This window comes from Cupriavidus sp. AU9028 (assembly GCF_019795295.1).
Lineage (GTDB): Bacteria > Pseudomonadota > Gammaproteobacteria > Burkholderiales > Burkholderiaceae > Cupriavidus.
The window spans coordinates 42,613-55,941 of the sequence record NZ_JAIMCG010000007.1; the positions used below are offsets into that span (position 1 = coordinate 42,613).

Annotated in this window: 12 protein-coding genes; 3 read left to right on the forward strand and 9 right to left on the reverse strand. The window is 66.5% G+C overall.

Features of this window, described 5'->3' with window-relative positions:
* Positions 1-12 precede the first annotated feature (12 nt).
* Positions 13-786 carry a histidine utilization repressor gene (gene hutC, locus K6V06_RS09600; RefSeq protein WP_222242642.1) on the reverse strand — a complete coding sequence of 258 codons (774 nt, stop codon included), beginning with the start codon at positions 784-786 and terminating at the stop codon, positions 13-15.
* 246 nt (positions 787-1,032) lie between these two features.
* On the reverse strand, positions 1,033-2,109 hold the full coding sequence (locus K6V06_RS09605) for a sugar nucleotide-binding protein (protein ID WP_222242644.1): 1,077 nt from the start codon (positions 2,107-2,109) through the stop codon (positions 1,033-1,035).
* A 9-nt stretch (positions 2,110-2,118) separates the two neighbouring features.
* Between K6V06_RS09605 and K6V06_RS09610 the strand changes: the two genes are divergently transcribed.
* Both K6V06_RS09610 and K6V06_RS09615 read left to right on the forward strand, forming a co-directional pair.
* Positions 2,119-3,165, forward strand: coding sequence for a CDP-6-deoxy-delta-3,4-glucoseen reductase (locus K6V06_RS09610; protein WP_222242646.1), 1,047 nt, complete (start codon positions 2,119-2,121; stop codon positions 3,163-3,165).
* 317 nt (positions 3,166-3,482) lie between these two features.
* On the forward strand, positions 3,483-4,670 hold the full coding sequence (locus K6V06_RS09615) for an acetylornithine transaminase (RefSeq protein ID WP_222242648.1): 1,188 nt from the start codon (positions 3,483-3,485) through the stop codon (positions 4,668-4,670).
* A 526-nt stretch (positions 4,671-5,196) separates the two neighbouring features.
* On the opposite strand, the gene K6V06_RS09620 is transcribed toward K6V06_RS09615, so the two are convergent.
* The 7 genes from K6V06_RS09620 to K6V06_RS09650 all read right to left on the reverse strand — a co-directional run bounded on the left by K6V06_RS09620 (position 5,197) and on the right by K6V06_RS09650 (position 12,403).
* Positions 5,197-5,913 carry an ABC transporter ATP-binding protein gene (locus K6V06_RS09620; RefSeq protein WP_222242649.1) on the reverse strand — a complete coding sequence of 239 codons (717 nt, stop codon included), beginning with the start codon at positions 5,911-5,913 and terminating at the stop codon, positions 5,197-5,199.
* 13 nt (positions 5,914-5,926) lie between these two features.
* Positions 5,927-6,703: an ABC transporter ATP-binding protein gene (locus K6V06_RS09625; protein WP_222242650.1), complete on the reverse strand. Its 777-nt coding sequence runs from the start codon at positions 6,701-6,703 to the stop codon at positions 5,927-5,929.
* Between the two features lie 17 nt (positions 6,704-6,720).
* Positions 6,721-7,881, reverse strand: a complete 1,161-nt coding sequence (locus tag K6V06_RS09630) for an ABC transporter ATP-binding protein (protein WP_222242659.1) — start codon at positions 7,879-7,881, stop codon at positions 6,721-6,723.
* 13 nt (positions 7,882-7,894) lie between these two features.
* Positions 7,895-8,830 carry a branched-chain amino acid ABC transporter permease gene (locus K6V06_RS09635; RefSeq protein ID WP_222242661.1) on the reverse strand — a complete coding sequence of 312 codons (936 nt, stop codon included), beginning with the start codon at positions 8,828-8,830 and terminating at the stop codon, positions 7,895-7,897.
* A gap of 206 nt (positions 8,831-9,036) precedes the next feature.
* Positions 9,037-10,236: a branched-chain amino acid ABC transporter substrate-binding protein gene (locus tag K6V06_RS09640; protein WP_222242663.1), complete on the reverse strand. Its 1,200-nt coding sequence runs from the start codon at positions 10,234-10,236 to the stop codon at positions 9,037-9,039.
* Positions 10,237-10,954: 718 nt separating this feature from the next.
* Complete coding sequence (gene ispH / locus K6V06_RS09645) at positions 10,955-11,914, reverse strand: 4-hydroxy-3-methylbut-2-enyl diphosphate reductase (protein ID WP_222242665.1); 960 nt, start codon at positions 11,912-11,914, stop codon at positions 10,955-10,957.
* A 6-nt stretch (positions 11,915-11,920) separates the two neighbouring features.
* Positions 11,921-12,403, reverse strand: a complete 483-nt coding sequence (locus tag K6V06_RS09650) for a peptidylprolyl isomerase (RefSeq protein WP_222242667.1) — start codon at positions 12,401-12,403, stop codon at positions 11,921-11,923.
* A gap of 89 nt (positions 12,404-12,492) precedes the next feature.
* Between K6V06_RS09650 and radC the strand changes: the two genes are divergently transcribed.
* The gene (radC, locus tag K6V06_RS09655) at positions 12,493-13,299 is read left to right on the forward strand and encodes a DNA repair protein RadC (protein WP_222242669.1); all 807 of its coding nucleotides are present in this window, start codon (positions 12,493-12,495) and stop codon (positions 13,297-13,299) included.
* Positions 13,300-13,329 lie beyond the last annotated feature (30 nt).

The following is a 13,329-nucleotide window of genomic DNA, read 5'->3' on the forward strand; positions in this document are numbered from 1 at the left end:
GTCATGCCACGTCTAGCCAAAGGCCGGATTGCCGTCCGCACGGAAGCGGCTGCCCAGCCGATAGCGGTTGCCCGGATGCAGGCAGCGCACGAACGTCACCGGCGTGCCATGCGTCCAGGTGCGCCGCGTCAGCAACAGGCAAGGCTGGCTTGCCGGCATCTCCAGCAGTCGGGCCTGCTCGTTGCTGGCCGCCACCGCATCGACCACATGCTCGACCTCATCATAGGGCACGTGGCGCAGCAGATATTCCCCGGGCATCACCGCGTCGAAGTCCTGGTCCAGGAAATCCGGGGCGACGCGCGGATTGACGTAGCGGTCCTCCAGCTGCACCGGCACGCCGTCCTCGCGATGCACGCACACGGTGTGAAAGACCGATTCACCGGTGCGCAGGTCCAGCGCCGCGGCCACCTCCATCGAGGCCGAGGCGCGCTCGACCAGCACCAGGCTGCAGGCATAGTCGTGGCCGCGCAGGCGGATTTCCTCGGGCAGGCTGACCACCGACAGCAAGGTCGACTGCGGCTTCTGCTCGGCAACAAAGGTACCGACGCCCGCCACCCGCACCACCCGGCCCTGCTCGGCCAGTTCGCGCAGCGCCCGGTTCGCGGTCATCCGCGACACCGAGAACTGGCTGACCAGCTCCTGCTCCGAGGGCACGCGGTCGCCCGGTTGCCAGGCGCCGCTCTGGATCTGCCGGGCGATATGCTCCTTGAGCTGGCGGTAGAGCGCGGATGGCACCGCAGCGGCGCTACGGTCGGCCTGGCGGGGTTGGTCGGTATCGGTCGGCATATCCAGAAAGAAAACGCGATGGCATCGCCACCGCCGCATGCCCTCTCCTCCGGCCCCTCTCCCGCGAGCGGGCGAGGGGAGCAAACCGGCAATGTCCGAGTGCCTGCCGGTTTTCCCCCTCTCCCTTCAAGGAGAGAGGGCCGGGGAGAGGAGTGGGTCCGCAAACCACGGCGGCTTCTCCACCGCACTTGTCGACAAGAATAGCGCTACCTGTATATACAGGTCAACCGAAGGGCCGCTCGTGCGCTACCGGCCGAGGAAGTCCGCCACGGTCGGATAGCGCAGGCGCAGGCGCAGCTCGCGCTTTAGCCGCCGGTTCTCCAGCCGCCGCGATTCGCCCATGAAGCTGAGCAGCGGCGGCTCCACCACCTCGGCGATACCCGCGCGCGTCATCCGCGGCGGACGCGGCAAGCCATGCCGGTCCGCGACCAGATCGAAGTAGTCGCCCATGCGCAGTTCGGAATCGTCGCTGGCGTGAACAATCCGCTGCGGCAGGCCGCGCATCAGCTTGGCGATCAGGATCCGGGCCAGATCGTCGGCATGGATATGGTTGGTAAAGACATCGTCCTGCGGCGCCAGTGCCGGCGTGCCCTTGCGCAGGCGCGCCAGCGGCAGCCGGTCCTCGGCATAGATGCCGGGGATGCGCACGATGCCGGCACGCCAGCCGCTGCGCAGCGCGAAGGCGCGGATCGCCGTTTCCGCCGCGACGCGGCGCCGCGCCCGTGCCGTGGTGGGACGAGCCGGATCGCTTTCCGCCACGCGCGCCCCACGCCGGTCGCCATAGACGCCGCTGGTGCTGCCATAGACCAGCACCGGACGGGTGCCAGGCTCGGCCGCCTGTGCATGCCGTTGCCTGCCGACGCGGGCCGCCCACGGCTGGCTGGCCGGCCGGCTGCCAAGCCGCTCGGGTAGAATGCGAGGTTTGCGTGCGCCGGCCACGCGCGGTACCGTGCTGCCCGGGGGCAGCGCGGCGAGCCGGCCGGCGCCACGCCCGCGCAGCGCCTGCAGCAATGCAGCCGTGCGGGGATCGCCGTCGCCCTGCCCGGGCGGCGGCGCGAGATGCACCACGCGAGCGGCGAGGCCGTGCAGCCGCGCCAGCGTCGCGCCCTTGTGCGTGCGCTGCGCCACCGGCATGTCCAGATTGCCAACCAGCGGCACCGCGCCGGCGGCACGCAACTGCGCCACCCGCGACGGCTGCGAGGTCAGCGCGAACACGCGCCAGCGCCCCGCGAGCAGGCGCAGGCAGCGGGTACCGACATCGCCGCAGCCGACGATCAGCAGGCGGGGCCGGCCCAGGCGAGGTGACGACAGATCTTTGCTCATCGAGAGATTATGGCTTATCAAGTAACCCTGATGCCGAGCGGACGCCAGTTCGAAGCGGACGCCGACGAAACCATCCTCGCCGCCGCGCTGCGCCATGGCGTGGGCCTGCCCTATGGCTGCAAGAACGGCGCGTGCGGCTCGTGCAAGGGGCGTGTCACGGCCGGCGAATTCGTGCAGGGCGACCATGCCGCTTCGGCCCTGACGCCGCAGGAAAAGACCGAAGGCCGCGCGCTGTTCTGCTGCGCCACGGCGGCGTCGGACGTGACGATCGAATGCCGCGAGGTCCAAGGCGCGGGCGATATTCCGATCAAGAAGGTGCCCTGCCGGGTCCAGTCGATGGAACGCGTGGCCGATGATGTCATCGTCGCGCGCTTCCAGCTGCCCGCCACCGAGCGCCTGCAGTACCTGGCCGGCCAGTATGTCGAATTCCTGCTGCGCGACGGCAAGCGGCGCAGCTATTCGATCGCCACGCCGCCGCACGAGGAAGGCCCGATCGAGCTGCATTTCCGCCATATGCCGGGCGGCGCGTTCACCGACTACGTGTTCGGCGTGCGCGAGGGCCAGCCGGCGATGAAGGAGCGCGACATCCTGCGCTTCGAAGGTCCCCTGGGCAGCTTCTTCCTGCGCGAGGACTCCGAGCGCCCGGTGATCCTGCTGGCCTCGGGCACCGGCTTCGCACCGATCAAGGCCATCGTCGGCCACGCCGCCTTCACCGGCATCACCCGCCCGATCACGCTGTACTGGGGCGGCCGCCGTCCCCGCGACCTGTACATGCATGCGCTGTGCGAGCAATGGGCGCGCGAGCTGCCCAACTTCCGCTATGTGCCGGTGATCTCCGACGCGCAGGCCGAGGACGAGTGGGATGGCCGCACCGGCTTCGTCCATCGCGCCGTGATGGAGGACTACCCCGACATGTCCGGCCACGAGGTCTATGCCTGCGGCGCGCCGATCATGGTGCAGTCCGCCCGCGAGGACTTCGTCGCGCAGTGCGGCCTGCACGAGGACCACTTCTACGCCGATGCCTTCACCTCGGAAGCGGATCTGCACAAGGCCTGACGGCCTGTCTGCCAGCCCGTCTGCCAGCCCGTCTGCCAGCGCAGGTCGCCGCGGGCGGCGTTCCGCGGGTACAACACCCGCGGCGCCGGCCGGCCATCGGCTGCCCTTTCGTTTTGACAGTCGCCGGCATGCGCCTTATAGTTGCCCGCATGAACCAAGCCATCGACCGACGCAGCTTCCGTACGTCGCATCCCGCCAGGGTGCCACGCGGCTGACCGTCGACAGCGTCTGTTCAGGTCATCAAGCCACGGGCAACCCCCGTGGCTTTTTGTTTTGCCCGATCGCCCATCCATCCTCGCCGACCTCTGGAGTCCGCCATGGCATTTGCTGAGTATCCCGTCCAATCGCTGATGTACATCACCAACCGGCCCGAGCTGGTCTTCACCGAAGGCAAGGGCTCGTGGCTGACGGACCATGAGGGCAAGCGCTATCTCGATTTCGTGCAGGGCTGGGCGGTCAACTGCCTCGGCCACTCGAACCAGGGCATGATCGACGCCCTCACCGCGCAGGCAGCCAAGCTGATCAACCCGAGCCCGGCGTTCTACAACGAGCCGATGATCCATCTGGCCAGCCTGCTGACCCAGCATAGCTGCTTCGACAAGGTCTTCTTCGCCAACAGCGGCGCCGAGGCCAACGAAGGCGCGATCAAGCTGGCGCGCAAATGGGGGCGCAAGCACAAGAACGGCGCCTACGAGATCATCACGATGGACCACAGCTTCCATGGCCGCACGCTGGCGACCATGAGCGCGTCGGGCAAGGCCGGCTGGGACACCATCTTCGCGCCGCAGGTGCCGGGCTTCCCCAAGGCCACGCTGAACGACCTCGCCTCCGTCGAGGCGCTGATCACCGACAAGACCGTCGGCATCATGCTCGAGCCGGTGCAGGGCGAAGGCGGCGTGATTCCCGCCACGCGCGAATTCATGCAGGGCCTGCGTGCGCTGGCCGACAAGCACAAGCTGCTGTTCATCGTCGACGAAGTGCAATCGGGGTGCGGGCGCTGCGGCACGCTGTTCGCGTATGAGCTGTCGGGCGTGGAGCCGGACATCATGACGCTGGGCAAGGGCATCGGCGGCGGCGTGCCCCTGTCGGCGCTGCTGTGCAAGGCCGAGGTGGCGAGCTTCGAAGCCGGCGACCAGGGCGGCACCTACAACGGCAACCCGCTGATGTGCGCGGTCGGATCGGCCGTGATCGAGCAGCTGGTGGCCCCCGGCTTCCTCGAACAGGTGCGCCAGCAGTCGGCCTACCTGCGCGAGCAGCTGCTGGCGCTGTCGTCCGAGTTCGGTCTTGCGGGCGAGCGCGGCGAGGGCATGCTGCGTGCGCTGCTGCTGGGCAAGGACATCGGCCCACAACTGGTCGAGCAAGCGCGCGACATGCAGCCGCAGGGCCTGCTGCTGAACGCCCCGCGCCCCAGCCTGCTGCGCTTCATGCCGGCGCTGAACGTCACGCGGGAGGAGATCGACCAGATGATCGGCATGCTGCGCACGCTGCTCAAGAAGCTGGCCTGATCACACTGGCAAGAAAAAACCCGCGGTGTTTGCGCACCGCGGGCTGTCGTCGTCCCCGCGAACGCGGGGACCCAGTGGCTTTCGAAAGACTCTGGATTCCCGCTTTCGCGGGAACGACGCGTTGGTTGTTCCGGCAGTACTTCGTCGTCCCCCCGAACGCGGGGACCCAGCGACTTTCCAAGACACTGGATTCCCGCTTTCGCGGGGACGACGCGTTGGTTGTTCCGGCAGTACTTCGTCGTCCCCGCGCACGCGGGGACCCAGTGGCTTTCGAAGACGCTGGATTCCCGCTTTCGCGGGAACGACGCATTGGTTGTTCCGGCAGTACTTCGTCGTCCCCGCGCACGCGGGGACCCAGCGACTTTCCAAGACACTGGATTCCCGCTTTCGCGGGAACGACGCGTTGGTTGTTCCGGCAGTACTTCGTCGTCCCCGCGAACGCGGGGACCCAGCGACTTTGCAAGACCCCGGATTCCCGCTTTCGCCGTAACGACGCGTTGGTTGTTCCGGCACTGTCGGCCCGAACTTACTCGCCGAGGTAGGCTGCCCGCACCTTCGGATCGTCCAGCATGTCGGCGGCATTGCCGTTCATGGTGATCAAACCCGATTCCATCACGTAGCCGCGGTGCGCGGCCTGCAGCGCCAGCCGCGCGTTCTGCTCGACCAGCAGCACCGTCACGCCCTGCGCCGAGATGTCGCGCACGACCTCGAAGATCTTCTCCACCATGATCGGGGACAGGCCCATCGACGGCTCGTCCAGCAGCAGCAGGCGGGGCTGGCTCATCAGCGCGCGCGCCATTGCCAGCATCTGCTGCTCGCCGCCCGACATGGTGCCGGCCAGCTGATTGGCCCGCTCCTTGAGCCGCGGGAAGATGCCGAACATGCGCTCGATGTCGTCCTTGATGCCGGCCTCGTCCTTGCGCGTGAAGGCGCCCATCAGCAGGTTCTCGGTGATCGTCATGCGCGCGAACACGCCGCGGCCTTCCGGCACCATCGCCAGGCCCTGCTTGAGCAGCTCGTAGCTGGGCACGCCCTTGATCGAGCGGCCCAGATACTCGACGTCGCCGCCGGCCCACGCCTGCAGGCCGGTGATCGCCTTCATCGTGGTGGTCTTGCCGGCGCCGTTGGCGCCGATCAGCGTCACCAGTTCGCCGTCCTGGATTTCCAGGTCGATGCCCTTGACCGCCTGGATGCCGCCATAGGCGACCTTCAGGCCCGAGATTTTCAGTAGCGTCTGTGTCATGTGCGGCTCCCCCTCAGTGCGCCGAGGTACCGAGGTAGGCCTCGATCACCGCGGGGTTGTTCTGAACTTCCTGCGGCAGGCCCTGCGCGATCACCTTGCCGTAGTCCAGCACGGTCAGGCGGTTGCACAGGCCCATCACCAGCTTCACGTCGTGCTCGATCAGCAGGATGGTCCTGCCATCGCTGCGGATCTTGTCGAGCAGGCCGCGCAGCTCCACCTTCTCGGTGGCGTTCATGCCGGCCGCCGGCTCGTCCAGCGCCAGCAGCTTGGGCTCGGTCGCCAGCGCGCGGGCGATCTCCAGCCGCCGCTGGTGGCCGTAGGACAGGTTGCGCGCGGTGAAGTTGGCGTACTTGCCGATGCCGACGTACTCCAGCAGGTCGTGCGCCATGTCCTCGACCTCTTCTTCCTCGCGCCGCACCGAAGCCGGCCGGAGGATCGCGCCGATCACGCCCGCCTTGGTCCGCACATGGCGGCCCACCATCACGTTCTCCAGCGCGGTCATGTCGCCGAACAGGCGGATGTTCTGGAAGGTTCGCGCGATGCCGGCGCGGGCCACTTCGTGCACCGCGGTCGGCTGGTATGCCGTGCCGGCCAGACGGAACTCGCCGGAATCCGGCGTGTACAGCCCGGTGATCACGTTGAAGAAGGTGGTCTTGCCCGCGCCGTTTGGCCCGATCAGACCGTAGATTTCGCCCTTGCGGATTTCAAGCCCCACTTCGGACAGCGCCTGCAGGCCGCCGAAGCGCTTGTTGACGCCCTGCACGGACAGCAGGATTTCGTGGTTGCTCATATCGTCGATTCCTCCGCTCACAGACGCGCGCCCGCGGTACCCGGCCGGCGCACCACCGGACGGTCTTCCTTGCGCGGCGACGGCCACAGGCCCGCCGGGCGGTACAGCATCACGCCAACCAGCGCCAGGCCGAACAGCAGCTGGCGCAGCACCTCCGCGTCGACGATGGTATGGCCGAACATCATCTGCTGGGCCGGCTCCGCCACCACGCGCAGCAGTTCCTGGAAGCCGATCAGCAGCACGCCGCCCAGGATCACGCCCGGGATATGCCCCATGCCGCCGAGCACCACGATGGCGAGCACGTAGATCGACTCCCACAGCGTGAACGACTCGGGCGAGACGAAGCCCTGGAAGGCGCCGAACACCGCGCCGGAGACGCCGCCGAAGGAAGCGCCCATGGCGAAGGCCAGCAGCTTGATGTTGCGGGTGTTGATGCCCATCGCCTTGGCCGCGATCTCGTCCTCGCGGATCGCCACCCAGGCACGGCCGATGCGCGAATTCTGCAGCCTCAGGCAGATGAACACGATGATGACGACCAGCACCACCAGCAGGTAGTAGTACATGAACACCGGCGTGAACTTCAGCCCGATGATCTCGTGCGACTTGGAGAAGTCGAAGCCGAACAGCCGGATCGGATCCACCGCGGTGATGCCCTTCGGGCCGTTGGTGATGTTCACCGGCCGGTCCAGGTTGTTCATGAAGATGCGGATGATCTCGCCGAAGCCCAGCGTCACGATGGCCAGGTAGTCGCCACGCAGCTTCAGCGTCGGCGCGCCCAGCAGCATGCCGAAGATACCCGCCACCAGCGCGGCGAGCGGCAGGACCCACCAGACGCTGACATGAAAGCCATTGGGGAACAGCTGCGCGATGATCTCGAACTGGTTCGCCAGGTGCGGCGAGCCCAGCAGCGCCATCAGGTAGGCGCCTACCGCATAGAAGGCGATATATCCCAGGTCCAGCAGGCCGGCGAAGCCGACCACGATGTTCAGGCCCAGCGCCAGCATGATGTACAGCATGGCGAAGTCCAGCACGCGAACCCAGTAGTTGCCGCCGAAGGCGTGCACGATGAACGGTGCGCACAGGCCCACGACCAGGAAGGCGACCAGCGCCACCATGGTCTTGGCCGGCGTCTTGGTCAGCGGCGCGGCCTGCGCCGGAGTGGAAATTGGAGTCGTCATGGTTCTGTCTCCCTCAGGCACGGTCCGCGACGCGTTCGCCCATGATGCCGGACGGACGGAACACCAGCACGGTGATCAGCACGATGAAGGCAAACACGTCCTGGTAGTTCGAGCCGAACACGCCGTTGGTCAGGTCGCCGATATAGCCGGCGCCCAGCGCCTCGATCAGCCCGAGCAGCATGCCGCCCAGCATCGCGCCGGCCAGGTTGCCGATGCCGCCCAGCACCGCAGCGGTGAACGCCTTCAGGCCCGGGATGAAGCCCATGTAGAAGTGCGCGTTGCCGTAGTTGGTCGCCATCATCACGCCGGCCAGCGCGGCCAGCGTCGCGCCGATCATGAAGGTCGCCGAGATGACGAAGTTCGGGTTCACGCCCATCAGCCCGGCCACGCGCGGGTTCTCGGCGGTCGCGCGCATCGCGCGGCCCAGCTTGGTCCGATTGACCAGCGCCAGCAGGCCGGCCATCACCATCACGGCCATGCCGATGATCACCATCTCCTTGCCGGTGATGGTGGCGCCGGTGGTACCGATATCGATCGGGGTCGACGGCAGCAGCTGCGGGAAGGTCAGCGGGTTGCGCGACCAGATCATCATCGCCACGGTCTGCAGCACGATCGACACGCCGATCGCGGTGATCAGCGGTGCCAGGCGGGGCGCATTGCGCAGCGGCCGGTAGGCAACCTTCTCGATCGAATAGGAAAGCATGGCGCAAACGGGCATCGCGACCAGCGTCGCGATCACCAGCGTCAGCCATTCGGGAAGATCGGGCGCGAGCGCCTGCAGGCCGAGGATGGCCGAGAGCGCGGTCAACGCGCCGATCATCAGCACATCGCCGTGGGCGAAGTTGATGATGCCGAGAATGCCGTAGACCATGGTGTAGCCGAGTGCAATCAGCGCATAGATGCTGCCGAGCACCAGACCATTCACGATCTGCTGGATAAGGATATCCATGAATACTCCTGGCTGCCGCCGCGTACCGCGCCCGGATGAGACGCAGGCAAACGACGGTGTGTGAGTGGTTTGGTAAGAGATATGTGCTGGTAAGCGGCCTGCCTTGCCCGCCCATGGTCAGGGCGTCGTCTTGATGGCGAGGCTGAAAAAGAACGGCACCGTTCCAACATCTGACGGTGCCGTTCTGGGGACCGGATAGGTCCGGATTACATCTTCACGACGTCGAGCACGGACTTCTTCTTGTCCTTGTAGTCGTACAGCGTGATGGTGCCTTCCTTCATGTCGCCCTTCTCGTCGAAGGCGATCGTGCCGATCACGCCCTGATAGTTGGTCTTCGGCATTTCGGCCAGGATCGCGGCAGGCTCTGCGGAGCCGGCGCGCTTCATGGCGTCGACGATGACCATCACGGCGTCATAGGTGAACGGAGCATAGATCTGCACCGGCGCATTGAAGCGGTCCTGATAGCGCTTCTGGAACTCCGCGCCCTTCTCCATCTTCGACAGCGCCAGACCGGCTTCGGAGCAGATGATGTTGTCGACCGCGTCGCCGGCCAGCTCGGCCACCTTGTCGGTACAGACCCCATCGCCGCCGACGATCTTGGCGGCAATGCCCAGTTCCTTGGCCTGCTTGGCGAACGGACCGCCGGTGGCATCCATGCCGCCGTACATGATCACGTCCGGCTTCTTGCCCTTGATCTTGGTCAGGATCGCCTTGAAGTCGGTCGCCTTGTCGTTGGTGAACTCGCGCGCCACCACGGTCACGCCCGCCGCCTTCGCGGTCTTTTCGAACTCGTCGGCCAGGCCCTTGCCGTAGGCGGTCGCATCGTCGACGATGGCCACGCTCTTGGCGTTCAGGCTCTTGCTGGCATAGTTCGCCAGCGCCGGGCCCTGCTGGGCGTCGGTCGCCACCACACGGTAGGTGGTCTTGAAGCCCTGCTTGGTGTAGTCGGGGTTGGTCGACGAGGGCGACACCTGGACGATGCCGGCATCGCTGTAGATCTTCGAGGCGGGGATCGACACCCCCGAGTTCAGGTGGCCGACCACCGCGACGACCCGGTTGTCGACCAGCTTCTGCGCGACCGCGGTGCCAGTCTTCGGGTCGGCGGCGTCATCTTCGCCTACCAGTTCCAGACGGATCTTCTTGCCGCCCAGTTCGAGGCCGGCCTTGTTGACCTCCTCGACGGCCAGCCTGGCGCCGTTCTCGTTGTCCTTGCCGAGGTGCGCGATGCCGCCAGTCAGCGGAGCGACGTGGCCGATCTTGACGACCAGCGCGTCGCCACCGGCGGCCGGCGCGGCTGCGGCCGGCGCGGAAGCGGCGTCAGCGGGCGCCTCTTCCTTCTTGCCGCAGGCAGTAACCAGCGCCACCGCCGCAGCAATCGGCAGGATCCTGGCAAACGTGATTTGCATGAGTGATCTCCTAGGATTCACATGGCAGGGTATCGCAACGCCTCCCGTTCGTTACCCTGGACCGCTTTCTGTAGTTTCAATTTGAAACGCGCGAATTGTATCCCCTTTTTTTGGCGATGCAATACGCGACGCAACAACCCGAGCCTTTTACCCGTCAAATGCGCTAGGTAATTTCCCCAATGCCGGGATTGAGGCAATTCCCGACTGCAGGAGCAGCGCACCGCGGGATATAACAAGAAGTGTGCCCGGCATCATGCGGAAGCGGCGCAAGGTGCCCCGCAATACGCCGCCAGCCACGCAGGCAGGCGGGATGGCGGCGTCCGGACCGGCGTTGGCGCATGACGATCGAGGAAGCGCAGGAATTGGTATGTTTCCTCTAATTAATCAGGCGCTTCATAACCTCCCGTTTGCACCAATTTAGTAACAGCACAGAAACGTGCCGCACCAATTCAGGGAAAACCCGGATTATTCAGTTTCGGCCTCGCTATTAATCCGGCGCGCCGCAATTCGCCATAGGGCCTTGCCATAGGGATTAGCCACAGGCAGCTTGCCGTTGGACTTCCACCGCAATCCACCCGGGTTTTGAAGGTGTTACTTAATAATCACGAAAACCCGGCTGCCCAACCTGGTCATCCATCGCGACAGCCAAAAGATAACGCCCCGCTGCGGGCGGGGCGTTTCTTCTGGACGACACCGGCATTGCCGGCGGCAGGCGCGCTCAGTTCGCGCTGGCCTGCAGCCCCTTGGGCAGGGGGAAGGACATGTTCTCCTCCACCCCGCCAAGCGGCCGGACCTGACGGGCACCCAACGCCCGCAATTGCTCGACGATCGACTGCGCCAGCGCCTCGGGCGCCGACGCCCCGGCGGTCAAGCCGATGCGCCGCTTGCCGGCAATCCACTCCGGCCGGATCTGCTCCGGGGCGTCGACCATATAGGCCGGCACGCCCAGGCGCTCCGCCAGCTCGCGCAGCCGGTTGGAGTTCGAGCTGTTGGGACTGCCGACCACGATCACCACTTCCACCTGCGGCGCCATGAACTTGACGGCGTCCTGGCGATTCTGCGTCGCGTAGCAGATGTCCTGCTTCTTCGGCTCGCGGATGGCGGGAAAGCGGGCCTTCAGCGCCGCCACGATGGCGCGGGTCTCGTCCACCGACAGCGTCGTCTGCGTGACATAGGCGAGGCGCTCCGGGTCGGCCACCTGCAGGCCGGCGACGTCGTCCACCGACTCGACCAGCAGCATGCCGCCATCGGCCTGGCCCATCGTGCCCTCGACTTCGGGATGCCCGCGATGGCCGATCATCACCACCTCGCACCCTTCCGCACGCATCTTGCCGACCTCCACATGCACCTTGGTCACCAGCGGACAGGTCGCATCGAACACGTTCAGCCCCAGCGCCTCGGCACGCGCCCGGACTTCGCGGGACACGCCGTGCGCACTGAAGATGACGGTCGCGCCAGGCGGCACCTCGTCCAGTTCCTGCACGAAGACCGCGCCCTTGCTCTTCAGGTCCGCGACGACATAGGCGTTGTGCACGATCTCGTGGCGCACGTAGATCGGCGCGCCGAAGCGCGTGAGCGCGCGCTCGACGATCTCGATTGCGCGATCGACGCCCGCGCAGAAGCCGCGCGGCTGCGCCAGCAGGATCTCGGCCTCGGGGGCGGTGGTGATATCGGACATGGGCAATCAGAGAATGCCGATCAGCTGCACGTCGAACAGGATGGTCTGCCCGGCCAGCGGATGATTGAAGTCGAACAGGGCCGAGGTCTCGCCCAGTTCCTTCAGCACGCCGGCGTACTTGCCACCGCCGGGGGCGTTGAACTCGACCAGGTCGCCCGGGCTGTAGTCTTCCTCGAACGAGCTGTTCTCGCGCAGCATGGTCAGCGAGACGCGCTGCAGCAGATCCGGGTTGCGCGGACCGAAGGCCTGCTCGGGCGCGAGACGATAGCTGGCGCTCTCGCCCTCGCCCATGCCGAGCAGGGCCTGCTCCAGCGTGGGCGCGAACTGTCCCTGGCCCAGCAGCAGCGTCGCCGGCTTGTCGTCGAACGTGCTGACGATCTCGGTGCCGTTTTCCAGCGAGAGACGGTAGTGCAGCGTCAGGAAGGAGTCGGTCTGAACGGTCTTGCGCGCCGCGCTGCCGCTGTCCGACGCAAAAGTTTGCGAAGTCATGAATTTCCAGCCAGTGAACAGGCGATATTCTAAACGACTGGGACCCGGCCCGCCGGACCGCGGCCCGGCCACCGACGAGGACCCGACCCATGCCAGCCAGCGCCTGCGTTTCCGCCGTCGTTTCTCCCTTCGATGCCCTCGCCAGGCCGCTTTCACCCTCGCTGCCGCATTCCTCGGCCGCCACGCAACAGGAAGCCCGCCGAGACACCGCCCGTGCATACTGGCCCATCGCCGAATGGCCGATCAACGACCGTCCGCGCGAAAAGCTGCTGAACACGGGCGCGGCCGCGCTGTCCGATTCGGAGCTGCTCGCCGTGTTCCTGAGGACGGGCCTGCCGGGCAAGAGCGCGGTCGAGCTGGCGCGCGAACTGCTCGCCAGCTTCGGCTCCCTGAGCCGGCTGCTCGCCGCAACGCCCCAGGAGCTTGCCGCGGTACGTGGCGTCGGCAACGCAAAATCGGCCCAGCTGATGGCCATCGTCGAGCTGACGCGCCGCTCGCTGGCGGAAAAGCTGGCGGTGCCGCACAATCTCGGCTCGCCCGGCATGGTGCGCGACTACCTGCGGCTCACCGTCGCGCATCTGCCCTACGAAGTGTTCGTCTGCCTGTTCCTCGATGCCCGCAACGGCCTGCTGGCGGCCGACCAGCTGTTTCGCGGCTCGCTGACCCGAGCCACGGTGTTCCCTCGGGAAGTGGCCCGGCAGGCGCTGCACCGCAACGCCGCCGCGGTGATCCTTGCCCACAACCATCCATCCGGCAACCCCGAGCCCAGCCAGGCGGACGTGGAACTGACGGTGGCGCTATCCAGAGCGCTGGCACTGATCGATGTCCAGGTGCTGGATCACTTCGTGGTGGGCAGGGACTGCGCCTACTCGATGGCCGAGCACCGCCAGTTGTGAGGCTGGCGCCACAAACGCGTCCGACGGACA

Bases quoted from the DNA above. Each gene is read 5' to 3' on its own strand.
- hutC (WP_222242642.1), bottom strand. From the start codon at position 786: ATGCCGACCGATACCGACCAACCCCGCCAGGCCGACCGTAGCGCCGCT.
- K6V06_RS09605 (WP_222242644.1), bottom strand. From the start codon at position 2,109: ATGAGCAAAGATCTGTCGTCACCTCGCCTGGGCCGGCCCCGCCTGCTG.
- K6V06_RS09610 (WP_222242646.1), top strand. From the start codon at position 2,119: ATGGCTTATCAAGTAACCCTGATGCCGAGCGGACGCCAGTTCGAAGCG.
- K6V06_RS09615 (WP_222242648.1), top strand. From the start codon at position 3,483: ATGGCATTTGCTGAGTATCCCGTCCAATCGCTGATGTACATCACCAAC.
- K6V06_RS09620 (WP_222242649.1), bottom strand. From the start codon at position 5,913: ATGACACAGACGCTACTGAAAATCTCGGGCCTGAAGGTCGCCTATGGC.
- K6V06_RS09625 (WP_222242650.1), bottom strand. From the start codon at position 6,703: ATGAGCAACCACGAAATCCTGCTGTCCGTGCAGGGCGTCAACAAGCGC.
- K6V06_RS09630 (WP_222242659.1), bottom strand. From the start codon at position 7,881: ATGACGACTCCAATTTCCACTCCGGCGCAGGCCGCGCCGCTGACCAAG.
- K6V06_RS09635 (WP_222242661.1), bottom strand. From the start codon at position 8,830: ATGGATATCCTTATCCAGCAGATCGTGAATGGTCTGGTGCTCGGCAGC.
- K6V06_RS09640 (WP_222242663.1), bottom strand. From the start codon at position 10,236: ATGCAAATCACGTTTGCCAGGATCCTGCCGATTGCTGCGGCGGTGGCG.
- ispH (WP_222242665.1), bottom strand. From the start codon at position 11,914: ATGTCCGATATCACCACCGCCCCCGAGGCCGAGATCCTGCTGGCGCAG.
- K6V06_RS09650 (WP_222242667.1), bottom strand. From the start codon at position 12,403: ATGACTTCGCAAACTTTTGCGTCGGACAGCGGCAGCGCGGCGCGCAAG.
- radC (WP_222242669.1), top strand. From the start codon at position 12,493: ATGCCAGCCAGCGCCTGCGTTTCCGCCGTCGTTTCTCCCTTCGATGCC.